This window comes from Bacillus mycoides, assembly GCF_001757995.1.
Taxonomy (GTDB): Bacteria; Bacillota; Bacilli; order Bacillales; family Bacillaceae_G; genus Bacillus_A; species Bacillus_A mycoides_B.
In genome coordinates this window covers 25,503-46,891 of the sequence record NZ_LXLV01000070.1, presented here as the reverse complement: position 1 = coordinate 46,891, position 21,389 = coordinate 25,503, and the positions used below count along the sequence as shown (strand labels likewise).

The following is a 21,389-nucleotide window of genomic DNA, read 5'->3' as shown; positions in this document are numbered from 1 at the left end:
GTGTCTTTCATGATGACAAAATGTGTCAATTGCTTGAGTTTGATAAGACGCTAATTTCCGTTTTAACGTCTTTTCTTTAATCAAGAAGTGTAGCAACAGCGATTTAAATAAATTTTAGCATTTTTTAAATGGGTGTGCGTATGTAATTATACATATTACGATTAAAGGAGAATCAATCATTGAAAATGAATGAGTAAATACATATAGATTAGTAGAGTATTTGATAAGGAGCGAGATGAATGGATATACATAAGTTAACGGAGGCAGAAGCGAAAGAAATAAATACGTGGAAGTATGAAGAGCCGTATACGTTATATAGCTTGTCAGGAGATGCTGAAGTAATAGAAGAGTTGTTAGATGGGACGTATTACGGTTGCTGCGACGAGAAGGGAGAATTCATCGGCTATTTTTGTTTTGGAGAAAATGCACAAGTTCCGGGCGGAAGAGATGCCAATTTATATGTGAGAGAAGATGTAGTAGATATCGGACTTGGAATGAAGCCGGATTTAACAGGGAAAGGGATGGGAGAAATGTTTTTTCAAGCGGGAATAGCATTTGCTACTAAGGAATTGAATTCGAAAATGTTTCGACTGAGTGTAGCGACATTCAATAAGAGAGCGATTAGGCTATATAAAAACATTGGATTTCAAGTAGGACCTCTTTTTTTGAGCCGTGGAAGAGAGTTTATACTGATGGAATATGAAAGGCCGTCAGTATGAAACTGACGGCCTAGAAACTTTATTCTGAATGCTCAGCACGGTGCGCTAAACGACTTGAAGCAGCGGCAGCGATACCGCCAACGATATCATCAAGGAATGTGTGCACCTTTCCAGTTGATTTATCATTTAAGTATTCTAAAATGCCTGGTTTTAATTTATCGATATATCCAAAATTCGTGAAGCCAATTGACCCGTATACGTTGACGATTGAAAGTGCGATAACTTCATCGATTCCATATAGTCCTTCATCACGTTTTACGATATCTTGTAACGGTTGACTTAATAGTCCTTTTTCAGCAAGGACATCAAGTTCAATGCCTGTAATAAGTGCGTTTTGTACTTCCCGTTTTGATAGTACACGCTCAACGTTATAGCGACATTCTGACATCTCTAAATTTGAATGGTATTTCTTTTGAAGAAAATGAACAAGTTCAGCAATATCGTCAATTGTTACACCGCGTTCTTGTAATAGTTGTAATGCTCTTTCTTGTAGTTGATTTGAGTCTTTCATGTTTATCACCTTTTTTTCTTTTTAGTATTTGTATACGTTTCGTTGCTTTATCATGTGCATAGGAATGAAAGGCGAGCACAAGCTCATATATATAAAGAAAAACCATAGGTGGCGACTGCGATGATTCAGCATATTTATGAGCATTATCACATGCATGTTAAAGAATTAATCCCCCTGGGCCCCTATAAAAGCTTTTGGATTCGCAACAAAATTTATGTACTTGTTCCAATTGGAGAAATGGAGGAAGAAGTACTTGTAGAGATGAAAAAGCTCAGTGATTATATGAACCAGCAAGGGGATATAACTGTTTCGACTTTCGTTCCGACTATACACGGCTACTATGTAAGTGAGATAGAAGAAAAAAATTATTGCTTATTAAAAGGTATGCGTATGTTAGAACGACATGCTACATCATTAGGAAGTGAGCTTTCTATATTTCATAAACGTGGTGCATTCTTTCCGGAAGAAGTTGAGCAATTAAGCCGCATTGGTGAATGGAAAGCATTATGGGAAAAAAGGCTCGACCAATTAGAAAGGTTTTGGCAATCGCAAGTGATGAACCATCCTTCAGACGTATTCGATCAATTGTTTATTGAATCCTTCCCGTATTACTTAGGAGTTGCAGAAAATGCAATTCAATACGTTGTCGATACAGAAATGGACGATACACCACAAATAACTGACGCAGCAACAATTTGCCAAGAACGATTTACACCTCTATTATGGCATCAAACGAAGCGCTTAAAACTTCCTTTTGATTGGGTATATGATCACCCAAGTAGGGATATAGCAGAATGTATTCGCTATATGATGATAGAAAAGAAGAAAGATTGGGAGCAGACGGTAGTTCAATTCATTACAGATTATGAACGTAATTATTCGCTCTCTTCATTTGGTTGGCGCTTATTATTCGCAAGGCTTCTGTTCCCGCTTCACTACTTTGAAACGGTTGAACGATATTATCAAACAGGAAACGAAGAACAAAAAGGCATATATAGAGCTCGTTTAGAAATCATTTTACACGATGTGAAGCGCACTGAGCAATTTATGAATCATTTTTACGAGTCATTTCGTTTACCTATTGATAAGTTAGGCATTAGGAAATTAGATTGGCTATCTTAAAAGTATAAAAAAGAGGCCAATTGAGGTCTCTTTTTTATACCACAAAAGATACCCGTATCTATCTTTATATAATAAGAAGCTATGCTCCTACTTTTTGATCTGTACATATAGTTAAAATAATGTGGTGTCTTTCAATTTTTTCGTTTACCTTTTTTAATAATTCTTGTTGTATTTCTTTAAATAAAAATTGATAGCTCGTATTCCATGTCGGTATAACGGGTGAAAGACTTAATAAATATTCTTTTTTCTGTTCCAATTCTTGAATTGTTACAAAAGTACTCCCTATTTTTGGCATACGTCGTCCCCCCTATGTTTTTCGCTTTATATGTGTGAACGATTCACTATATATTAATTATCGCATTTTTTGAGAAGGATTTCCAATTTTGTTTTATGATGTTAATAGTGTAGGGGGAGTACGTCTTGTTTGTGTACAAAAAAGAGACCAAATTTGGTCTCTTTTTTTTTGAAGCGAGTCTGAACGAGCCGCTTCTGCTTTTAAATTAAAATACTTGTTCTACTTCAATAACGCCTGGTACTTCTTCAAGTAGTGCGCGTTCGATACCAGCTTTTAGTGTGATTGTAGAACTTGGGCAGCTTCCGCATGCACCCATAAGGCGTAGTTTTACGATACCTTCTTCAATGTCTACTAATTCAACGTCTCCGCCATCGCGAAGTAAGAATGGACGTAATTTATCTAATACTTCTAGTACTTGTTCTTGCATATGTGGGTTTTCCATTTTTATCGACTCCTTTCATCAGTTTTATTATAATCAAGATAGAGGGGAAAATCTATTTTTTCTGTTCTTGTTTTATTGTCGAAATATTTTATCATGTTTACAACGTGTTTTTTCAGTATAGGGGTATAGAATAAATTTGTAAAATGATGTGCTTATGCAATAAGACATCTGAATATACTGTTAGAACGAGAAATGGGGGAGAAGAAATGGTTAATGTTCAAGTGTATGGGACGAAAGTAATTTGTGCGAGCTGCGTTGGAATGCCATCTTCAACAGAAACGTTTGAGTGGTTACAAGCGGCGATTGGTCGTAAATATGAAGGACAAGAAAATAAATTTAAGTTTGAGTATATTGATTTTCAAGAAGAACAAGAAGATGAAGAGAAAAAAGCATTCGCAGAGCGAGTAGTGGAGGAAGATTTATTTTATCCAGTCGTTCTTGTAAATGGAGAAATTGTTGGAGAAGGAAATCCTCGTTTGAAGGATGTTTACGAAGAAATCGAGAAATATTTATAAATCAGGAAGCCTTTGCGAATTTGCGAAGGCTTTTTTTATTGGAGGGATCGACGTGGAGAATGGAATAAAACATGCTTTACCAGGAGAAGTGAAACAGTTAATGGAGCAGTACATAGTAGAATTAAAAGAAATTTTTTCGGATGAAAAAATAGTCGGGGTATACATTTACGGATCAATCGCGCTAGGAGCATTTCATATAGAAACGAGCGATGTGGACTTTGTTACGGTAATAAGTGATTCCGTGAATGAAGCTGAAAAACAGCAAATTATAGAACTGCATAAAAAACTTAGTAAAAATACGTTAGGTAAAAGAATGGATGGTATGTATATTCCGCTTGCTGACTTAGGGAAATACAATCATGAAATGAATGAGTACGTGTATTGTGCAGAGGGGAAAGCGGATAGTGGTTATTGGGACATTAATGCGGTCACATGGTGGACATTGAAAAATCAAGGCATTACAGTTACCGGGAAAGAAGCAGAAGACCTTCCCTTTCAAATAAAATGGGACGATGTAGTAAATACGATGAAGTATAATGTAGAACAATACTGGAGTGAAAAAGCGAAGCGGCCCTATTTATTTTTTATAGAAGAATGGGTAGAATCAGCAGTCGTTACGATGGGGCGTATTTTATATACGTTAGATCATAAAACAATTGTTTCAAAAGATAGAGGATTGCAATATATGTTGGAACTTTACTCTCATAAGTGGGAGCCTTTATTAAGAGAAGTAGAGCGGATGCGGCATAATCCAAAGGAAAAGCGAAAGCTCTCTAGTTGGAGACGGGCTGATATGACGAAGAGGTATTTGCTTAGTGTGATTGAGGAGTGTAGGCGAAAGTGGTAGGTGAACAGTAAAAGCATCCTTTGTATGAAGGGTGCTTTTACTATTTTTAGATAATGAAAAAGTACTTTACAAGGAATGAGAAGTCGAAAGATAATATTAAAAAACATATATATACGGGGGAAGAGAATGAGTAAATATAACTTTCATATAAGTAAAGAATAACTATGGAAAGGATGCATTTTTAATTCGATTGCGAGTGCAATTAGTGTGGCGCATTATCCAGATTTCTCACATGAAAGTTCGTGGGATGGTTTTAACTATAGTGTGCAAGATAGTCAAGGCGGACGAGGGACAATTACTTTTCATCCGAAGTACACAATCGTATGTCTTCAAGATGTGAATAGCGAGAGAATAGAAGAGTGGATTGATGCGGCAAATTATTTTGAAGGGGCACCTTCGAAAGTAGTAGACATTGCGAAAGAGGAAGCACTCCAATACGTATTAGAAGAAGTAGAAGGTGAAACAGTTCCTTTCATTACAACAGCATTTTGGATTGATGATAACGGTGCATATTCAATCGATTCATTTGAAGAGATGGGAGAACACGGTGGATTCTTATTAGAAATCCCATTACTTGATACGGAATCAGCAATTGAAAGATTGGAAGAAGAGTATGAACTGACAGAGGAACAAATAGAGCTTTTACAATTAGTGTATGAGAGAAAAATCCAAAATCCAAACGAGGAAATTATGTTGTCTAAAGAAGAGGTAGCGATGATTGGAACGGATGATGGCGAAGGGTTGGAAGTTAGTAAGGAGTCATTTGAAGAAATGAATATTACTTGGGAGTCGTAGGGAGGATATAAAAGGCGACTAAATATGTAGAACTGTGATAAAAAACTAGTAGAAAACAAATTGTGTTTTCTACTAGTTTTTTCATATGAAGCCCACATTTGAACCTAATCGAAAATGATAGAAAAATAATAAGAAATATGGGAAGTTTCATGTGAAACATTTTTTATTATAAAATATGTAAAATATTTAACTTAGTGTATTAAATGCATCATTCATAAGTATTTTAATATATTTAAAAGTAAAATGAAATATGAAACCGATAATTGTCGGAATATATTCGATTTCCGTTCATTTTTGTGAAATATATGTACTTTTTGTTAGATTCCTTCGATTGGCACATATACAATAAAATTATATCGAAATAAGAGAAGGATGATGTACGTGAAGGAAACTGTTTTACAAGAAACCATCTCCCAGCAAGAACTACATAAAGGTGTTCAAAAGAATACAGCATATTACGATTTTAAGTGGGGACAAGTGAACAATCCCGAGAAAGAAAATACGTGGAATTGGGTAGCGTTTATCTTCCCGCACTTTTGGTTAGCTTATCGTAAAATGTATCAGTTATTTATTATACTTACGTTATTAGCGGTACCTACTTTAATTACAGCTACTTTTATTGATATACCAATGTGGATAGATTTTATAATATATGTGGGGACGATGCTGTTTACTGGATGGCAAGGGAATCGATTGTATTATAAGCATGTTATCCGTATTTTACATAAGGCAGAAGATGTGCCTGATTATAAGAAAGAGTATTATTTACAATCAAAAGGCGGCGCTCATATAGGGCTTATGATTGGTTTACAAGCAATAGTAATTGCGGTATTTGGCGTGATAAGTTTCGGTTTAGCTCATTTACCGACTGAACCTAATATTAAAAACGTTGTTCGCTTAAGTCTTGAAGGAGAGGCTTTAGAGTCTATCACAGACAAACCAAATTGGAAGTACGTTAAAAAAGAAAAAGATTATGACGTAGTAGAATTTACTGGTTATGATTATGAAGAAAAGAAAAATGTGAAAATTAAATTCGCTGTATATTTAAATGATGATTACTTTGAATGGCAAGAAATTTATTTAAATAATAAAAAGTTAAGTGAAGAAGAAGCAGAAGAGTATCAAATTTACGTTGAAGAAAATATGTGGTTTTTCTAGAGAGAAACTCGTTTATTTGGAAAAGAAGAATCTTGTAAAGGTTCTTCTTTTGTTTGTTGGAAACGCCATACTACTTGAAATTTTGTAAAATACAATAAAAAATGAGAATTTGAGGTAGGCTTGTCAATAACGTGAGACTATGGCAGTATAAAGAAATGCTATACAAATTTTATTTATCGAGATGTAAAAATCAGATTTGATTTTTACGTATAAATAATGAACGGAGGAAATGAATTTATGGCTACTTTACCAAATTGTCCAAAATGTAATTCAGAATATACGTATGAGGATGGCGCTCTTTTCGTATGTCCAGAATGTGCCCATGAGTGGGGCCAAGAAGCGGAAGCTGAAAATAATGATGGTGCAAAAGTTGTAAAAGATGCGAACGGAAACGTTCTTCAAGATGGCGATGCTGTTACTGTAATTAAAGATTTAAAAGTAAAAGGAACTTCTTCAGTTGTGAAGATCGGTACGAAAGTAAAGAGTATCCGTCTGGTTGATGGAGATCATGATATTGATTGCAAAATCGACGGTTTCGGAGCTATGAAGTTAAAATCACAGTTCGTTAAGAAAGCGTAAGATTAGCAAAGAAAAAAGACGCTCTGTAAGTAACTTGCAGAGCGTCTTTTTTATGATTGTGCTTCAACCTCTTTCAACTGGCACCGCTTATTAAAGAACGTTTTATACCCAAGCTGTAAGAAGATAATAACAGAGAAAGCTGTACTTCCAGAAATACCAAGTATAATCGCAATTTGATATTGAATAGCTGTAAATGGTGATACACCGGATAAAATTTGCCCAGTCATCATGCCCGGAAGACTTATAATTCCCATTCCGACCATGGAATTAATTGTTGGTAAAATAGCGGAATCGAAAGCGTCTCTTATGAGCGGAGCAGCTGCTTGTTTTGGAGTTGCCCCAAGCATAAGTGCACCTTCGATATGATCTCTTTGTGATTTCATACTGTTTAAAAAGGTGTTTGCCCCGAGGCAAATACCTGTCATAGCATTACCGATTAACATGCCGGCAATAGGAACGATATATTGCGGAGCATACCAAGGATCATGCCCGATAATGACAAAGATAAATAGTAGAAGAGGGCCAATTGATCCAGCAATCATGGAAATGGCAGCAACTCTTTTTAATTCTTTTGACATAGGAAGGTTTATTCGCTTATAAATATTAAAAATCGCAAAAGTAGTAATAGAAGTAATGAGAGCTATTGTATAAAACGGATTACTATTTTCAAATATGTATGTAAGAACATATGCAACAAGTACGAGCTGAATAGTCATACGGAGTGTTGCAATTGTAATTTGTTTCTCACGCGGTATTCCTTTTAATTTCACAAGCCCGATTAAAATAAGGATGAAAATATATGCAGCTGCAAGTTGCCAAATTTGTAGTTCAATAACGCCCTTCAATTGATAGCACTTCCTTTCTAGTTGCACCGTTTGTTTTACTAATTTCAATAATATCGTCTGCAATTTCTTCTGGAAGTTGTTGTGAGTGTGTGATGAAGATAACTGTTTTTTTCTTTTCTCTTGCGAGTTCAGTAAATTGTTTCATAACGCGGCGTTCTGTGTCACCATCTAGTGCCGAAGTTGGTTCATCTAATAAATAGACGGGCGGATCCATTAGTATAATGCGAGCGAAAGCAAGTCTTTGTTTTTCACCACCTGATAAAGAAGAGGCGTTATCTTCTAATTTTTTATCTAGACTAACAGTCGTTAATGCGTCCCGCAGGGCATCGTCATTTGGAAATGGCTTTTCAGAAAATCGAAGTCCCATTAATAAATTATCTTTAATTGTTCCATCAAAAATAGGCGGAGTTTGTCCGAGCATGACAACTTCACGGCGTAATTGAATGGGAGGGTAATCTAAAATAGATTTGCCGTTATATTCAATTGTGCCAGATGTTGGCGATTGTAAATCGTTTAGCATACGAAGTAATGTGCTTTTGCCACTACCACTTTCACCAATAATACAAGTTGTTTTTTCTTTTTGAATCTGTAAATAAGGAATGTGTAGAATATCTTTATATTTGATGTCTTTTAATATAAACATAAATTGCTCCTTTCTGATTCTAGTTATATCGTATCAAAAGGAGAGAAAAATAGAAAAATAAAATCTATTTAGAAGGAACATCTTTTTTCTTTGTTTGCAGGATTAGATCGTCTTGAGACGGAAGTATTTAGCTTCGTTAATAAGTTTAGCAAACGATCTAAGTCCTGACTAAAAGAAATGACTTTATCGTGAGCAAATCCATATTTTTCAACGAGGTGGATTAATTCTTTCTTTTTCACTTCTATTCGATTATTTAGTTTTGTTAAGTTCATCAGTGAAATGAAATGCCTCCTATTATGTGTAGTATTCAAAGCATAAAAAATAAGACCGAACGTATTCGGTCCTAAAGAAAATAATAAAATGAAATAAAATAACTCTTACATATAGCATACACTTTTCATCAATATTTTTTAATATTAAAATGGAAAAAATAGTGAATCTATATTGAGAAAGTTATTTTTTAAAAAATGAATAGAGAGAGGCTGCCTACATATAGTAGACAGCCTTTAAAGTATTAACCGTTATGATATTTGTACATCCAAAGAAGACCGGATTTTAATAATCTTGGTACACGTCCCATTAATGGTTGGTTTGCTAGTAAACCAAATCCGTGTTTTTTGCCGAGAGAACCAAGAACACCTTTTAATTTAATAACAGGCAGTTCATCAGGAAGTGGTTCATTATTCCAACGTTTTAATAATATTTGGACAATTTGTTCTCCTTGACCTTCAGCAAGTTGAGCAGATGGTGCATGTGGAAGTGCTGCACAATCTCCGACAACATAAACGTTCTCGTTATTTGGAATATTGTGATATTTTGTTAAAACAACCCGTCCGCTACCATCTTGTTCAACCGGAAGATTTCGAACAACTTCATTTGCTTGAATACCAGCTGTCCAGACGATTGCATCACATTCAAGTGGTTCATCGTGGTTGTACACAATATTTGGTTCCACTTTTGTAATGTTAGAGTTTCGTATAATGGTAACTTTATGTTTTATAAACCATTCTTCTACATATCTACTTAATTTCTCTGGATATGGGAATAAAATTCTATCTTTTCTATCAAATAAATAGATTTTTAAATCTGAACGGCTCTCACGAAGTTCACTTGCTACTTCAACGCCGCTTAAACCAGCCCCAACGACAGCTACTGTTGCATTTGGTTCTAAGCTATTTAATTGTTCATATGTCTTACGTGTTTGTTCAATTGATTGTAGGCTATGTGTATATTCCTTCGCCCCAGGAACGTTATGATATTTATCTTCACAGCCAAGTCCGATAATTAAATCATCATATTGAATCGTTTCACCGCCATCGAGATGAACGGCTTTCGTTTCGAGGTCAATATTTGTTACTGTGCCGTATTGAATATTGAGACGTGGGTGTTCAGGAAACGGTATGCGAATATGCGTTTCTGAAATTGTACCCGCCACTAATGCATAATATTCAGTTTTGAAGCAATGATATGGTACTTTGTCGATTAATGTCACTTGTACATCATCTGGAAGTTGGTTGCTTGGAAGTAGCCGCTGCAGAATTCTCATTCCACCGTAGCCACCACCTAGTAGTACGAGGTGTTTCATGATGGATTACCCCTTTTCTGTTGAAATATCCCCTAATCATACAATTTTATATTAATAAAATATTTTGACTTTACACAATCAAATTATATCGAATTTGTGAACAAATAACAATGCATGAATGAATACTCTGTTGTACAATAAGAAGAAAAGTAAAGTAAACTGTTTTCATTTTCTAGTTACTATTTACTATTTCATTATGAGTAGTATGTTATATAAAGAAGACTATCTATTGTAAAGTGAAATAGTGAAGTAACTAAATAGTTTAGAATATATAACGAAAACAACAAGAAACAGCTTAGTTTTCTTCTTATAAATAAAGTGGAATGGTAACAAGTAGAGTGGGTTACTTATCCGTTTCGCAAATTAGGTATGCACATACCTGCTAAAGTAAATGGTAATTTATTTAGAGATACAGGGGGGAGAGTTTTGATTAAACCATTAATCGAATTTTGTGTAGGTAACCTTGCAAGCGGTTCGCAAGCAGCTTTAGAAAAGTTAGAAAAAGATCCTAATTTAGACGTAATGGAATATGGTTGTTTAGGATATTGTGGCATCTGTTTTGAAGGTCCATTTGCACTTGTAAATGGTGAAGTTGTACAAGGTGCAACAGTAGAAGAACTTGTAAATAATGTATATGATTATATGGATGAAAATCCAATGTTTTAAAGCGTTGCAAACAGGCAACGTTTTTCTTTTTTCATTTATCCCGTAAAAGCCCGATTGGTGAGGGCTAATAATCAGTGGGGGATGAACAAAACCCCCACTGATTAAAGTTTCACTTTAATTAGAAGTGTTTATTTCGAAAAAAAAGGCCCTTTTAGAAGGGCTTTTTTCTTACACGATCTGTGTAAGAACGGCTTATTGCCAAAACGCTGTCAAATATGAGAAACGGGGGACATTCATATTGTGTTCTAAAAGCATGCATTTTATACTTGAAATAATAAATTATTTTTGGAGTGAATAAAAATGAGTCAATTTTCTTTTACAAAAATGCATGGTCTTGGAAATAGTTATATATATGTAAATATGTTTGAGGAACAAATTAGAGAAGAAGATTTAGCACTTGTAGCGGAAAAGGTTTCAAATATTAATACTGGTATTGGTGCAGATGGAATGATTTTAATTTGTCCTTCTGACGTGGCACCAGTAAAAATGCGCATGTTTAATAATGATGGTTCAGAAGGAAAGAGCTGTGGAAATGGTTTACGCTGCGTAGCGAAATATGCGTATGAGCATAAACTAGTAGAAGGTAAAGTTTTCACAATTGAAACGTTAGCTGGTATTGTTACGGCAGAAGTAACGGTAGAAGATGACAAAGTTACATTAGCAAAAATCGACATGGGGGCACCTCGTTTAACACGTGAAGAGATACCGATGCTTGGTGAAGGAGAAACACCATTTATTCGTGAAAACTTCTTATACAATAATCACCGTTATGCATTTACAGCTGTTTCAATGGGGAATCCGCATGCGGTTATTTTTGTTGATGATGTAGAAAAAGCGCCTCTTACAACGTTAGGACCAGTTCTTGAGACGCATGAAATGTTCCCAGAGCGAGTGAATGTTGAATTCATCGAGATTTTGAATGATGAAGAGATGAATTTCCGCGTTTGGGAACGTGGATCTGGTGTAACACAAGCTTGCGGGACAGGAGCATGCGCAGCTGTCGTTGCGGCAATTTTAAATGGGAAAATGGAACACGGTAAAGAAATTACAGTTCACTTAGCAGGCGGCGACTTAATGATTGCATGGACAGAAGAAGGAAATGTATTAATGAAAGGACCTGCGGAAATAATTTGCCGCGGAGTGTATGAGTACAAGATAGAAGCGTAAAGATGTATAATAGAATGAGAACAGAAAGGATGGTGTATTTCATGATTGAAGTAACAGAACAAGCAGCTTTTCAAATTAAAGATATGTTAAAAGATGCTGAAGATGGAGAGAAGTACGTGCGCCTTGCTGTACATGGCGGCGGATGTAGTGGTCTTTCTTACGGCTTAGGATTTGAAGTAGAACCAAAGGAAGACGACACAGTTCTTGAGTTTTTCGGTGTTGAATTTGTTATCGATAAAGAAAGTGCCCCGATTGTAAAGGGAGTGAAAGTTGACTATAAACAATCTATGCTTGGCGGCGGATTCACAATTGACAATCCAAATGCGATCGCATCATGTGGATGTGGATCATCTTTCCGTACAGCGTCGAATGCTGGTAAGCCGGAAGAGTGCTAAGTTTTTTCATTCCGTTATTCTAAGCGGAAATTGAATGGGTAGGTTGCATATAAAGACCTTCTTAGCGATGAAATCAAATCGTTAGGAAGGTCTTTTCTTTGCCGTTAAAAAAGAAAAAGAGCATGACAAAGATAGTGAATATATGCAAGAAGAAGGATGAAGAGGATGCATGAAGGTGAAGGCCATATCAAATTGTATAGAATTGACTCGTTCCATATTAATTAAAATACGCTGATTACTAGAAATTAAAAACTACCGGAGGAATTACAATGAAGTCATTTAAGAAAGTACTGTTATTAGGGATGACGTTGGTTACAGCATCAATATTTGGAGCTTGTTCTAACGATGCAGACGTGTTAACAAAAGCGGGAGCAAAGCAACAAGTGAAGTCGGAAGCGGAAGTACTAAAAGAACAGAAGGAAACGCCTATGACTACGAGCAAACGTGACAGCATTAAATATGAGGACGCTACATCGTCACAGAAGCGTTATATTTCTAGTGACGAAGCTAAAAAGATTGAGGAAGGCATGACATATACGGATATTCTTAACGAGATTGACTACGGTGGTGAGAACCTTAAACATTATAATAACAATGAAAAACGCGTATTTTATACTGAAAAGGATACGGATGGTACATATGAAATTATGGTTGAATTAAATACGTATGGCTATGTTGTGAATATTGAACGTACTGCTATAAGGGATGCGGATAAAGAGAATCAGTTATCTACGAAACGCAGTGAAGAGCCTGCGAAGGAATATGAAGAAAAGAACGACCGCACACCGTGGTATAAAGATGTAAATAACGATGCGGCGACAGTAGGCTACAATGAGTATTTGAAAATCAAAAAAGGTATACCTGCGAATCAAGTAAAGGCTACGATTGGACAACCTTATATAATTGAGAAATATAAATCGTATTCAGTATACATCTATACAGGTTACGGTGGTGAAGGGTCATTGCGTGTAATCTTCGAACCGAATGGGACTGTTATGCAGGTAGTAGAAGATGGATTACAACGATAGTAATTGCAGTAAAGTGGTCAGTGATTGTATAAAGTCTTAGAGAGTCCCCAGAATGATCGTGTTAAAGGTGGAAATTGTATAGGAATGGCGGGAGGGGATGCAAGATTGACGATATTTTTGAATTCGTAGGGAGATATGTGATTAAACCTATAATTAGATTTGTAAGTTATCTTGTAATAGATATCATAATAGAGTGCGTAATAGAGGGTGTAATAAGCGGTATAAGGAAATTACGTGATAAGATTCGTGACAAGTGGAAAAATTGGCGTGGAAGACGTTATTGGCGTTAATAGATTGTCATGACTAGGCTAGATGAGTGCCAATAACGTTTTCAATGAAAAAAACACTGATTAAAGTTTTAGTTTATTATCTTACAAAAGTGTAATGTTCATGTCATGTTTTTGAATTTCTTCTTTAGAGCTTAGGCTTTAAGATAACAATATAAGAAAAACACATGAGGTGAAGGAAATGAAAAGATATATTGCACTTTTTAGCATTTTAGTTGTATTTGCAAGTCTATTAGTTGGTTGTGATTTAAACCGTATGGGTAAAGATGAGTATTATGTTCAAATTACAGTAGATGGAAAAGAGTATAATGGTAAATCTGATAATGGTGAGCCATATAAAGATTACCAATATAAACTAACTGGATTTGATAAAGAAGGTAAAGAGAAAGAATTAGAATTTACTGCTCAAAAAAACCTTCGTAAAGAAGCATTTTTACGTGTATATCATTCAGATAAAAAAGGTGTATCTGCTTGGGAAGAAGTGAAGAAGGACGAGCTTCCTGCGAAAGTGAAAGAAAAATTAGGTGTGAAATAAGACAGAGAGAAAAGGAATTGACGAACAGGGTCAATTCCTTTTTTCGTTCTCAAAATCCTCTTCTGAAATGACTTTAAATCCATGTCTTTTAAATAAAGCAGTTGTTACCCCGTAACCGATTTGTTTATTGCCATTAAATTCCCCTGTGTAAATAGTGGAACTACCACAAGATGGACTGCGTTCTTTTAAAATTATATATTCTGGGTTTAAATCTTTTATTTGTTCTAATGCTTTATAAGCACCACGCACGAAAGCATCCGTGACATTTTCTCCATCTTTTGTCATTAATTTTGCTGTCCCGTCTAAAACGTCATCGCCATTACCATCAATAATTTCAGCCGAAGGACGAGGTGTCGGTAAACCGCCCAATACTTCGGGGCAAACGAGGATGGTGTCTTCCCTTTGTAATAACTCTTCTATTTTTGAAACGAGATTATCGTTACCATCATAACGACAAGCAATGCCACCTAAACAAGCGCTAATTACAATCATATTTTCAACTCCAATAAAAAATATTAAATATCACGCCAATTTCGCTTCCTGACTCTTACCTATAGATGAGGTGATAGAAATGGGAAGCTTATATAACTTAATGAAACCATATAGTGAATTTCGAAGTAAAGAAGAGTTTAATACATATCAAAAGCAAGTTTTTAAATGTTATCAGTTTCAACTAAATAAGACGGATTCTGCCGTCATTCGATCCATTTAAAAAAGAGTCATGCGTATAATACATGACTCTAAGTAGCTAATCGAACTTTCTTACAACTGGAACACGAATTGCTACAAATAGTACAAAGATGATAACAGCGATTGCACCGCTTTTCATAACAGTTACAATTGGAATACCAATCCCAAGTGCAAGCGATGTAAATGCGTAAGAGAGCGGAATGAATCCCATCGATGAAAGCATGAGTAAGCTCATAACGCGTCCCATCATTTCTTCTTTTACTGTTGATTGAATCATTGCCATAAGTGGAACGATAGCCATCGCAATTGTAATACCGTAAAACATTCCAGCTAATAACGCTTGCCAAAGTACGGTGCTAAAGTTGATGGCTAGGAAGAATACACCAGACAGTAGCATCATGATAATACAAAATAGACCACGTCTGCGGTTAATGTTTTTTAACCCGACAATGATAGCACCTATGGCCATTCCACCGCCGACAGATGCTTCTAAGTAACTAAACTGAAGTGAATCACCGTGCAGAACGTTTTTAACAAAAAGCGGGAAACCGACTTGCATCGGACCGATTAAAAATAAGTTTAGAAAGGCGCTACAAATCAGGAAAGTTGAAAGGAATGGTGATTCCTTTACGTATAAGATTCCTTCTTTAATAGAAGTGAACATGCCTTTGTCTGTTTCATTTTTTTCGGGTACGGTAAATTGTATTTTTTGAACGAGTATTGCAGCGATAATGAGTAGCAGGATTGTAATTGAAAAAATCGTTTCATAGTTCGTAAATTTAATGAGAATACCGCCAAGTACAGGTCCTAAAATGACAGATGCTTGGTTTGTCATTTGAGTAAGTGAATTTGCTTGTGTTAAACGGCTTTTTTCTACAAGTTCAGGCAGAATAGATCCATCTGCTGACCAGAAGAAAGCGTCAGCAAGTCCGAAGAACAAAGCGAACAAAGCAAATGTATATAGTGTTACATCACCGACGATGAACCAGGTGAGAATGGTTGCGACAAGAATAGCGCGAATAATATTAGAGTAAAACATAATGTTTTTTTTCGGGAATTTATCAGCTAATGCTCCGCCGATAATCATAAAGATGAGCCTTGGAACACTAAGAGCCACGAAAACAATACCGAGTGAAGCCTCAAGGTTTAATGTTTTTGCTATGTACCATGTTTGTGAAAAAGTAAAAAAGGCTAAAGCAAAACTTGAAAAGAGAGTAGCTGCCCAAAGAAAAAGGAAGTTCGTATTTTTTAATAACGGTTTTCCGCTTCCTTCTAAAGCAGATTTATTTTGTTGTAGTTCCTCCATATTGCTTCCTTTCTATGTACTGATTTTAGACTAAAAAACCTATTAACAATCGTTTTATACTATTTCTAATAGTTCTATACTGCCCTTTCTCATTGTAGACAATAATAATGAATTTGCACAGTGGCTATTTCACGACAAAAAAAGATGCCAAAGGGCATCTCTTTTTAAGCTAAAGCAATATAAATATCCAATTGTACGTTATTTGGATCTACTGCACTTTCGTCATAAAGCTCAAAGTCTGTTGTAAAAGCACGTTTGTTTTCTTTCGACCATTGCCAAATATATTCCCAAGCTTCGCAAACGACTTCAGAAACTGGTCCCTTTCTCGTTGTAAATACCGCATACGTAGTAGCAGGTATTGTTAAAGCTGTCATATTTTCAGGAACGTCTTCTAATGAAGAAACGGGCATACCAATCGTAAATTGATACGTACCAGTTTCATCTGATTCGTAGTTTGAATAGAAAGCGAATGTTTCTTTTGTTTGTTGATTTGGAATTTGATGCATGATTTGTTCTTGGAAGTAGCGATTCCAAAGCATTGGAATCCTTCCTTCAGTCGATGCTTCTTTTTCGTTTGTCGTTGTAATAGAGACACCGATTGCTTGGAAAGCTTCTTTTTTTACGATAATAGGTTCTTTCATTCATAAAACCTCCCTCCATTAAATGAAACGTACGTTCTTGTTTTTATTGTAACATATTTTGGAAGGAAGTAGTGTTTTTTATTAAATTGCAATGTATTTTAGTTGGGAAAAGGAGAGAGTATGAAAAGAACTCCTCTCATGTAAAAGGAGTTCTTTTCAGTTCTATATTAAAACATACTTGAGCTATGCATCGGTTGAAGTTTTGCATTTGGATCGAAGTAAGCTTTTGCATTGTTTACTGCTGTCGGTGCTTCACCAAAGCCGCAAGCAATGAGTTTTACTTTTCCTTCATATGTACAAATGTCACCAGCAGCGTAAATGCCAGGAATATTTGTTTCCATTTTTGAGTTCACGAGGATGCTGTTCTTTTGAATATCTAAGCCCCAATTTTTAATTGGACCAAGCGAAGAAACGAAGCCGTAGTTTACGATTACGTCATCAACATCGATGATAACTTTTTCTTCTGTTTTTACGTGCTGAAGAACAACTTGTTCAATAGTATCATCACCGATGAGTTCAACTGGAACGTAAGGTGTGCTTACTTCTGCACGGGAATTCATTAAGCTTTCTACGCTATGTTCATGTGCACGGAATTTATCGCGGCGATGAACAATTGTAACTTTGTCCGCAATCGGTTCTAACATCATTGTCCAATCTACTGCTGAGTCACCGCCGCCGAATACAACGACGCGTTTTCCAGCAAATTTATTCATATCATCAACGAAATAATGCAAGTTTTTCTTTTCGTATTTTACCCCGCCTTCTAATTCTAAGCGGCGTGGTTGGAAAGCACCATTACCAGCAGTAATAATGACAGATTTAGAGTAGTGAGTTTGTTTATTTGTAACCAGTTTAAATATACCATCAGCTTGTTTTTCAAGCGTATCAACAGCTTCTTCTAAGCAAACAGTTGGATCAAATTTCTTCATTTGCTCTTTTAAGTTATCAACTAACTCTTGTGCACGCACTTTTGGGAATCCAGCTACATCATAAATATATTTTTCGGGATATAGTGCGGATAATTGCCCTCCAAGTTGAGGTAAGCTTTCAATAATTTTTACACTTGCTTGTCTCATTCCGCCATAAAATGCAGTGAATAGTCCTGTTGGGCCACCACCAATAATCGTTATGTCGTAAACTTTTTGATTTTCTGTCACTTTCATTCCCCCTATAGATGGAATTTTAATATTGATTTCATATATTGTTCATATGTACACGAAAATCCTGCAAATGATGACACTTTCAAATAAATGATAGCATATTTCAGTTAATAATACTTCTGAAAACGACTGAATAATAAGTAAGTTTACGTATAGATGTTTTAGAATCTTATAAAATATAACGGAAGGAAAATACATGAAAAAAAGGCTAAAAAACCCTTGAAAACGCTATGTTATTTTAAAATATCGATAATTCTCTAGGTGCTTGAATTATGGAATGAAACCGACTAATATAGGGAAGTATTATGTTAAATTTCTATGACAAATTTCGTACGATTTTTTGACTGCGTTTTGTTATGATATAGAATGTGATAAAATCCACATTCTTGACAAATAGAGTTTTTAGTACTTGGTATTATTTTTTATTACTATTATATAAAGAAAAGGGTTGTGATTTAGTGAAGACTCCAAAAATCGTAGTTTTAGGTGCAGGTTATGGCGGGATGATTACGACTGTTCGTCTGCAAAAAACATTATCTGTAAGTGAAGCTGAAATTACGTTAGTAAACAACAACAGCTATCACTACCAAGCAACTTGGTTACATGAGAGTGCAGCTGGTACATTACAAGATGATAAAATCTGTCTAGATATTCAAGACGTTATCGATACAAATAAAGTGAACTTTGTACAAGATACAGTAGTAGAGATTAAAGCTGCTGAAAAACGTATTATCTTAAAAAATGGTGAATTAGAGTATGATTACTTAGTAATCGGTCTTGGTTTCGAATCAGAAACGTTCGGAATTAAAGGATTAAAAGAGCATGCATTCTCAATCACTAACATTAATGCAACTCGTCAAATTCGTGAGCATATGGAAGAAAAATTCGCTCAATATGCGACTGAAAAACGTGATGAATTAGTAACAATCGTTGTTGGTGGCGCTGGATTTACTGGTATCGAGTACGTAGGTGAGCTTGCAAACCGTATTCCTGAACTTTGCAAAGAGTACGATGTTCCACGTGAAAAAGCACGTATCATCTGTGTAGAAGCTGCTCCAACAGCACTTCCTGGTTTCGATCCAGCATTAGTAGAGTACGCTGTAAAACAACTTGAGAAAAAGGGTGTAGAATTCCGCATCGGTACAGCAATTAAGGAAGCAACTGAAGAAGGTATTATCGTTGCAAACGGTGATGATGCTGAACTTCTTAAATCTGAAACTGTAGTTTGGGCTGCAGGTGTTCGTGGTAACGGTATTGTGGAAGAGTCTGGATTTGAAGCAATGCGCGGACGTATTAAAGTGGATGAGTACATGCACGCTCCAGGTCATGAAGATGTATTCATGGTTGGTGACGCAGCGTTAATCATCAATGAGGAGATTAACCGTCCATATCCACCAACAGCACAGATTGCAATTCAAGAAGGTTATAACATTGCACACAATTTAACTGTGTTAGTTCGCGGCAAAGGCGAAATGAAAAAGTTCGCATTTGATAATAAAGGATCTGTATGTTCATTAGGTCATGACGATGCAATGGGCGTTGTTATGGGTAAAAAGTTAACAGGTTGGAAAGCTTCATTCATGAAGAAAGTAATCGACAACCGTTACTTATTCTTACTAGGCGGACCTTTATTAGTTCTTAAAAAAGGTAAATTGAAGTTCTTTTAATATATAGTAGAAAAAGCAGAAACAGCTATGAGCTGTTTCTGCTTTTTTCGTATTGAAAATATAGTATAATATATAAAAAAGAAAGAATATTCTGTTCGTTCGGTGGAGGAGGTTATATCATGGGGAAGCGAGGGAAAGTGTGGTTAGCTGTCAGTGGCTTAGTAGCTACAAAAGATGGGAGATGGCTATTCGTTAAGAAAAAATACGGTGGATTGAAAGGGCAATGGTCTTTACCTGCTGGTTTTGTTAATGAAGGCGAGACTGTTGATGAAGCTGTGAAACGTGAAATTTTGGAAGAGACAGGCATTGTTGCTCATGTAAAGGGGATTATTGGTATTCGCTCAGGTGTTATTCATAATGAAATTAGTGATAATATGATTATTTTTCTTTTAGAGCCAGAGGGAGAAGACGTTATCGTACAGGAGAAAGAATTGTCGGAAGTAGCTTTTTTACATCCAGAAAATATTGCAGATGATCAAAATACTTCTGTACTCATCAAATATTTATTAGAAGGAAGAGCAGAGTCACATTTTGAAATGGACAAAACATTAAATCCAGGAGAACAATTTGGTTATACGGCTTATCATGTGTTTACGGCGTATGCGAAGGAGAGGGAGAAGAAGTGAGTATACCGGTACTACTTATTTCAATGATGTTGTTCTTTATTTTATTTTTTGGAATTGGATTTTTACTCAACATGATTTTGCGAGCTACGTGGGTAATGGTTATTGTGTATCCGATTATTTGTATGCTTATTATTAATAAAGCGAGTGTATGGGACTATTTTTCAAAGCCAAAAGAAACATTTTCTTCATTTGGGACAAGTGTATCGCATTTAGGACACGCAGATGTGTTTATTCTATCTACTGGATTAGTAGGTGCTGCTTTAGCAGGAATCATAATTAAAAAACTTCGGAAAAGCGGATATCAAATGTTTTAATCTCCAATCAATTTGGAGATTATTTTTTTGCATATTCCTTCATCGTATAGGGAATGATTAACGATGAAGGAGTGTGGAATATAAAAATGTTAAAACGATATTGTATTCGCATTATGATGACTTGTTTACTTGCATTCGCATTATGCGTAACATGGAAGGCTTTCACAGGAGTTTCTTTATTAGAGATTATAAAATCATATGAAGAAACAAGTGCAAAAGAAGTACATGCAGCAGAAATTGAGAAAAAGGTTGCTCCGAGTAAAGAAGTGATAAATGCTTTAGAACAGGCAAATGACTGGTCTAAATATCGTGTTATAGAAATGACTGCAACTGGTTATACATCAGGTATGGAGTCAACTGGAAAGAGGCCGGGGCATCCAGAGTATGGCATTACATATTCAGGTGTTAAAGCAAAAAGGGATTTATATTCCACAATCGCTGCTGACTTGCGCGTATTTCCGCTTGGGACAATTCTATTCGTGCCAGGTTACGGATATGGTGTTGTAGCTGATAAGGGCGGTGCTATAAAAGGAAATCGTCTCGATTTATATTATGATACGGTGAAAGATGTTTATAGCCAATGGGGTAAGAAAAAAGTAAATGTGTATATAGTGAAAATAGGAAATGGTAAGTTTTCGGAAGAAGAGTTAACGATGTTAAATCAAGACGAAACGATGCAAGTGTTTCGTGGACAATATTTAAAACAAAGATAGTCTAGTGGTAACAACGCTAGACTTTTTTCTTGTCTTATTTCACCATAGGAGATAGCATCTTTATCCCGCTATTTGTGGACAGTAAAACTCCCACCTCAAAATTCAGCTGGAGCAAAGAAGTTAGGTGGGAGCCCAGCT

At 35.8% G+C, this 21,389-nt stretch carries 29 protein-coding genes; 18 read left to right on the top strand and 11 right to left on the bottom strand.

Annotated features, from left to right (window positions below):
• Positions 1 to 239: 239 nt before the first annotated feature.
• Positions 240 to 719 (top strand): GNAT family N-acetyltransferase, encoded by a 480-nt coding sequence (locus BWGOE10_RS24700; RefSeq protein ID WP_070145340.1) that lies wholly within the window; start codon positions 240 to 242, stop codon positions 717 to 719.
• A gap of 19 nt (positions 720 to 738) precedes the next feature.
• Here the strand turns inward: BWGOE10_RS24700 and BWGOE10_RS24695 are convergent, their stop codons facing one another.
• Positions 739 to 1,230: a phosphatidylglycerophosphatase A gene (locus BWGOE10_RS24695; protein ID WP_070145339.1), complete on the bottom strand. Its 492-nt coding sequence runs from the start codon at positions 1,228 to 1,230 to the stop codon at positions 739 to 741.
• Between the two features lie 120 nt (positions 1,231 to 1,350).
• Here BWGOE10_RS24695 and yutH point away from each other — a divergent pair, with 120 nt between their 5' ends.
• Positions 1,351 to 2,352 (top strand): spore coat putative kinase YutH, encoded by a 1,002-nt coding sequence (gene yutH, locus BWGOE10_RS24690; protein WP_070145338.1) that lies wholly within the window; start codon positions 1,351 to 1,353, stop codon positions 2,350 to 2,352.
• A 79-nt stretch (positions 2,353 to 2,431) separates the two neighbouring features.
• Here the strand turns inward: yutH and BWGOE10_RS24685 are convergent, their stop codons facing one another.
• Together BWGOE10_RS24685 and BWGOE10_RS24680 are read right to left on the bottom strand one after the other, a co-directional pair.
• Positions 2,432 to 2,647 (bottom strand): hypothetical protein, encoded by a 216-nt coding sequence (locus BWGOE10_RS24685; protein WP_002068096.1) that lies wholly within the window; start codon positions 2,645 to 2,647, stop codon positions 2,432 to 2,434.
• Between the two features lie 205 nt (positions 2,648 to 2,852).
• Positions 2,853 to 3,089 (bottom strand): NifU family protein, encoded by a 237-nt coding sequence (locus BWGOE10_RS24680; RefSeq protein ID WP_000431159.1) that lies wholly within the window; start codon positions 3,087 to 3,089, stop codon positions 2,853 to 2,855.
• Between the two features lie 206 nt (positions 3,090 to 3,295).
• Between BWGOE10_RS24680 and BWGOE10_RS24675 the strand changes: the two genes are divergently transcribed.
• The 5 genes from BWGOE10_RS24675 to phnA all read left to right on the top strand — a co-directional run bounded on the left by BWGOE10_RS24675 (position 3,296) and on the right by phnA (position 6,983).
• Positions 3,296 to 3,604 carry a DUF1462 family protein gene (locus BWGOE10_RS24675; RefSeq protein ID WP_070145337.1) on the top strand — a complete coding sequence of 103 codons (309 nt, stop codon included), beginning with the start codon at positions 3,296 to 3,298 and terminating at the stop codon, positions 3,602 to 3,604.
• Positions 3,605 to 3,656: 52 nt separating this feature from the next.
• A complete protein-coding gene (locus BWGOE10_RS24670) occupies positions 3,657 to 4,451 on the top strand; it encodes a nucleotidyltransferase domain-containing protein (RefSeq protein ID WP_070145498.1) in 795 nt (264 codons plus the stop codon).
• Between the two features lie 177 nt (positions 4,452 to 4,628).
• On the top strand, positions 4,629 to 5,246 hold the full coding sequence (locus tag BWGOE10_RS24665; RefSeq protein WP_236736006.1) for a hypothetical protein: 618 nt from the start codon (positions 4,629 to 4,631) through the stop codon (positions 5,244 to 5,246).
• A 372-nt stretch (positions 5,247 to 5,618) separates the two neighbouring features.
• Entirely contained in the window at positions 5,619 to 6,404 is a 786-nt protein-coding gene (locus BWGOE10_RS24660; RefSeq protein ID WP_171903142.1) for a DUF2628 domain-containing protein, read from the top strand.
• A gap of 237 nt (positions 6,405 to 6,641) precedes the next feature.
• Entirely contained in the window at positions 6,642 to 6,983 is a 342-nt protein-coding gene (gene phnA, locus BWGOE10_RS24655) for an alkylphosphonate utilization operon protein PhnA (RefSeq protein WP_070145335.1), read from the top strand.
• Positions 6,984 to 7,033: 50 nt separating this feature from the next.
• On the opposite strand, the gene BWGOE10_RS24650 is transcribed toward phnA, so the two are convergent.
• The 4 genes from BWGOE10_RS24650 to BWGOE10_RS24635 all read right to left on the bottom strand — a co-directional run bounded on the left by BWGOE10_RS24650 (position 7,034) and on the right by BWGOE10_RS24635 (position 10,056).
• Entirely contained in the window at positions 7,034 to 7,828 is a 795-nt protein-coding gene (locus tag BWGOE10_RS24650; protein WP_070145334.1) for an ABC transporter permease, read from the bottom strand.
• A complete protein-coding gene (locus BWGOE10_RS24645; RefSeq protein WP_070145333.1) occupies positions 7,812 to 8,471 on the bottom strand; it encodes an ATP-binding cassette domain-containing protein in 660 nt (219 codons plus the stop codon). The genes BWGOE10_RS24650 and BWGOE10_RS24645 overlap by 17 nt, the downstream gene beginning before the upstream one ends.
• A 68-nt stretch (positions 8,472 to 8,539) precedes the next feature.
• On the bottom strand, positions 8,540 to 8,743 hold the full coding sequence (locus BWGOE10_RS24640) for an aspartyl-phosphate phosphatase Spo0E family protein (RefSeq protein ID WP_070145332.1): 204 nt from the start codon (positions 8,741 to 8,743) through the stop codon (positions 8,540 to 8,542).
• A 242-nt stretch (positions 8,744 to 8,985) separates the two neighbouring features.
• Entirely contained in the window at positions 8,986 to 10,056 is a 1,071-nt protein-coding gene (locus BWGOE10_RS24635) for an NAD(P)/FAD-dependent oxidoreductase (RefSeq protein ID WP_070145331.1), read from the bottom strand.
• 426 nt (positions 10,057 to 10,482) lie between these two features.
• On the opposite strand from BWGOE10_RS24635, the gene BWGOE10_RS24630 reads away from it, so the two are divergent.
• From BWGOE10_RS24630 to BWGOE10_RS24605, 6 genes are all read left to right on the top strand, one after another.
• The gene (locus BWGOE10_RS24630) at positions 10,483 to 10,722 is read left to right on the top strand and encodes a YuzB family protein (protein ID WP_002015892.1); all 240 of its coding nucleotides are present in this window, start codon (positions 10,483 to 10,485) and stop codon (positions 10,720 to 10,722) included.
• A 300-nt stretch (positions 10,723 to 11,022) separates the two neighbouring features.
• The gene (dapF, locus tag BWGOE10_RS24625) at positions 11,023 to 11,889 is read left to right on the top strand and encodes a diaminopimelate epimerase (protein WP_070145330.1); all 867 of its coding nucleotides are present in this window, start codon (positions 11,023 to 11,025) and stop codon (positions 11,887 to 11,889) included.
• A 41-nt stretch (positions 11,890 to 11,930) separates the two neighbouring features.
• Positions 11,931 to 12,284, top strand: coding sequence for a HesB/IscA family protein (locus BWGOE10_RS24620; RefSeq protein ID WP_000573823.1), 354 nt, complete (start codon positions 11,931 to 11,933; stop codon positions 12,282 to 12,284).
• A 269-nt stretch (positions 12,285 to 12,553) separates the two neighbouring features.
• Entirely contained in the window at positions 12,554 to 13,312 is a 759-nt protein-coding gene (locus BWGOE10_RS24615) for a hypothetical protein (RefSeq protein WP_070145329.1), read from the top strand.
• A gap of 104 nt (positions 13,313 to 13,416) precedes the next feature.
• Positions 13,417 to 13,602 carry a hypothetical protein gene (locus tag BWGOE10_RS33575; protein WP_070145497.1) on the top strand — a complete coding sequence of 62 codons (186 nt, stop codon included), beginning with the start codon at positions 13,417 to 13,419 and terminating at the stop codon, positions 13,600 to 13,602.
• A gap of 178 nt (positions 13,603 to 13,780) precedes the next feature.
• Positions 13,781 to 14,134: a YxeA family protein gene (locus tag BWGOE10_RS24605; protein WP_070145328.1), complete on the top strand. Its 354-nt coding sequence runs from the start codon at positions 13,781 to 13,783 to the stop codon at positions 14,132 to 14,134.
• A 30-nt stretch (positions 14,135 to 14,164) separates the two neighbouring features.
• Here BWGOE10_RS24605 and BWGOE10_RS24600 read toward each other — a convergent pair whose 3' ends face one another.
• Positions 14,165 to 14,626, bottom strand: coding sequence for a DUF523 domain-containing protein (locus BWGOE10_RS24600; RefSeq protein ID WP_070145327.1), 462 nt, complete (start codon positions 14,624 to 14,626; stop codon positions 14,165 to 14,167).
• A gap of 79 nt (positions 14,627 to 14,705) precedes the next feature.
• On the opposite strand from BWGOE10_RS24600, the gene BWGOE10_RS33010 reads away from it, so the two are divergent.
• A complete protein-coding gene (locus BWGOE10_RS33010) occupies positions 14,706 to 14,846 on the top strand; it encodes a hypothetical protein (RefSeq protein ID WP_171903140.1) in 141 nt (46 codons plus the stop codon).
• A 36-nt stretch (positions 14,847 to 14,882) separates the two neighbouring features.
• On the opposite strand, the gene BWGOE10_RS24595 is transcribed toward BWGOE10_RS33010, so the two are convergent.
• From BWGOE10_RS24595 to BWGOE10_RS24585, 3 genes are all read right to left on the bottom strand, one after another.
• A complete protein-coding gene (locus BWGOE10_RS24595) occupies positions 14,883 to 16,130 on the bottom strand; it encodes an MFS transporter (protein ID WP_070145326.1) in 1,248 nt (415 codons plus the stop codon).
• Positions 16,131 to 16,294: 164 nt separating this feature from the next.
• Positions 16,295 to 16,771: a GyrI-like domain-containing protein gene (locus BWGOE10_RS24590; RefSeq protein ID WP_070145325.1), complete on the bottom strand. Its 477-nt coding sequence runs from the start codon at positions 16,769 to 16,771 to the stop codon at positions 16,295 to 16,297.
• Between the two features lie 167 nt (positions 16,772 to 16,938).
• Entirely contained in the window at positions 16,939 to 17,928 is a 990-nt protein-coding gene (locus BWGOE10_RS24585) for an NAD(P)/FAD-dependent oxidoreductase (protein WP_070145324.1), read from the bottom strand.
• 461 nt (positions 17,929 to 18,389) lie between these two features.
• Between BWGOE10_RS24585 and BWGOE10_RS24580 the strand changes: the two genes are divergently transcribed.
• From BWGOE10_RS24580 to BWGOE10_RS24565, 4 genes are all read left to right on the top strand, one after another.
• Entirely contained in the window at positions 18,390 to 19,598 is a 1,209-nt protein-coding gene (locus tag BWGOE10_RS24580; RefSeq protein WP_002112603.1) for an NAD(P)/FAD-dependent oxidoreductase, read from the top strand.
• Between the two features lie 119 nt (positions 19,599 to 19,717).
• Positions 19,718 to 20,224: an NUDIX hydrolase gene (locus tag BWGOE10_RS24575; RefSeq protein WP_016096628.1), complete on the top strand. Its 507-nt coding sequence runs from the start codon at positions 19,718 to 19,720 to the stop codon at positions 20,222 to 20,224.
• Positions 20,221 to 20,538: a YuiB family protein gene (locus BWGOE10_RS24570; RefSeq protein WP_002089308.1), complete on the top strand. Its 318-nt coding sequence runs from the start codon at positions 20,221 to 20,223 to the stop codon at positions 20,536 to 20,538. The genes BWGOE10_RS24575 and BWGOE10_RS24570 overlap by 4 nt, the downstream gene beginning before the upstream one ends.
• An 86-nt stretch (positions 20,539 to 20,624) precedes the next feature.
• Complete coding sequence (locus BWGOE10_RS24565; protein WP_070145496.1) at positions 20,625 to 21,251, top strand: 3D domain-containing protein; 627 nt, start codon at positions 20,625 to 20,627, stop codon at positions 21,249 to 21,251.
• The last annotated feature ends 138 nt before the right edge of the window (positions 21,252 to 21,389 follow it).

What these genes read in the sequence shown, in the direction of transcription:
- BWGOE10_RS24700 (WP_070145340.1), top strand. Translation starts at nt 240, where the DNA reads ATGGATATACATAAGTTAACGGAGGCAGAAGCGAAAGAAATAAATACG.
- BWGOE10_RS24695 (WP_070145339.1), bottom strand. Translation starts at nt 1,230, where the DNA reads ATGAAAGACTCAAATCAACTACAAGAAAGAGCATTACAACTATTACAA.
- yutH (WP_070145338.1), top strand. Translation starts at nt 1,351, where the DNA reads ATGATTCAGCATATTTATGAGCATTATCACATGCATGTTAAAGAATTA.
- BWGOE10_RS24685 (WP_002068096.1), bottom strand. Translation starts at nt 2,647, where the DNA reads ATGCCAAAAATAGGGAGTACTTTTGTAACAATTCAAGAATTGGAACAG.
- BWGOE10_RS24680 (WP_000431159.1), bottom strand. Translation starts at nt 3,089, where the DNA reads ATGGAAAACCCACATATGCAAGAACAAGTACTAGAAGTATTAGATAAA.
- BWGOE10_RS24675 (WP_070145337.1), top strand. Translation starts at nt 3,296, where the DNA reads ATGGTTAATGTTCAAGTGTATGGGACGAAAGTAATTTGTGCGAGCTGC.
- BWGOE10_RS24660 (WP_171903142.1), top strand. Translation starts at nt 5,619, where the DNA reads ATGATGTACGTGAAGGAAACTGTTTTACAAGAAACCATCTCCCAGCAA.
- phnA (WP_070145335.1), top strand. Translation starts at nt 6,642, where the DNA reads ATGGCTACTTTACCAAATTGTCCAAAATGTAATTCAGAATATACGTAT.
- BWGOE10_RS24645 (WP_070145333.1), bottom strand. Translation starts at nt 8,471, where the DNA reads ATGTTTATATTAAAAGACATCAAATATAAAGATATTCTACACATTCCT.
- BWGOE10_RS24640 (WP_070145332.1), bottom strand. Translation starts at nt 8,743, where the DNA reads ATGAACTTAACAAAACTAAATAATCGAATAGAAGTGAAAAAGAAAGAA.
- BWGOE10_RS24635 (WP_070145331.1), bottom strand. Translation starts at nt 10,056, where the DNA reads ATGAAACACCTCGTACTACTAGGTGGTGGCTACGGTGGAATGAGAATT.
- dapF (WP_070145330.1), top strand. Translation starts at nt 11,023, where the DNA reads ATGAGTCAATTTTCTTTTACAAAAATGCATGGTCTTGGAAATAGTTAT.
- BWGOE10_RS24620 (WP_000573823.1), top strand. Translation starts at nt 11,931, where the DNA reads ATGATTGAAGTAACAGAACAAGCAGCTTTTCAAATTAAAGATATGTTA.
- BWGOE10_RS24615 (WP_070145329.1), top strand. Translation starts at nt 12,554, where the DNA reads ATGAAGTCATTTAAGAAAGTACTGTTATTAGGGATGACGTTGGTTACA.
- BWGOE10_RS24605 (WP_070145328.1), top strand. Translation starts at nt 13,781, where the DNA reads ATGAAAAGATATATTGCACTTTTTAGCATTTTAGTTGTATTTGCAAGT.
- BWGOE10_RS24600 (WP_070145327.1), bottom strand. Translation starts at nt 14,626, where the DNA reads ATGATTGTAATTAGCGCTTGTTTAGGTGGCATTGCTTGTCGTTATGAT.
- BWGOE10_RS33010 (WP_171903140.1), top strand. Translation starts at nt 14,706, where the DNA reads ATGGGAAGCTTATATAACTTAATGAAACCATATAGTGAATTTCGAAGT.
- BWGOE10_RS24595 (WP_070145326.1), bottom strand. Translation starts at nt 16,130, where the DNA reads ATGGAGGAACTACAACAAAATAAATCTGCTTTAGAAGGAAGCGGAAAA.
- BWGOE10_RS24590 (WP_070145325.1), bottom strand. Translation starts at nt 16,771, where the DNA reads ATGAAAGAACCTATTATCGTAAAAAAAGAAGCTTTCCAAGCAATCGGT.
- BWGOE10_RS24575 (WP_016096628.1), top strand. Translation starts at nt 19,718, where the DNA reads ATGGGGAAGCGAGGGAAAGTGTGGTTAGCTGTCAGTGGCTTAGTAGCT.
- BWGOE10_RS24565 (WP_070145496.1), top strand. Translation starts at nt 20,625, where the DNA reads ATGTTAAAACGATATTGTATTCGCATTATGATGACTTGTTTACTTGCA.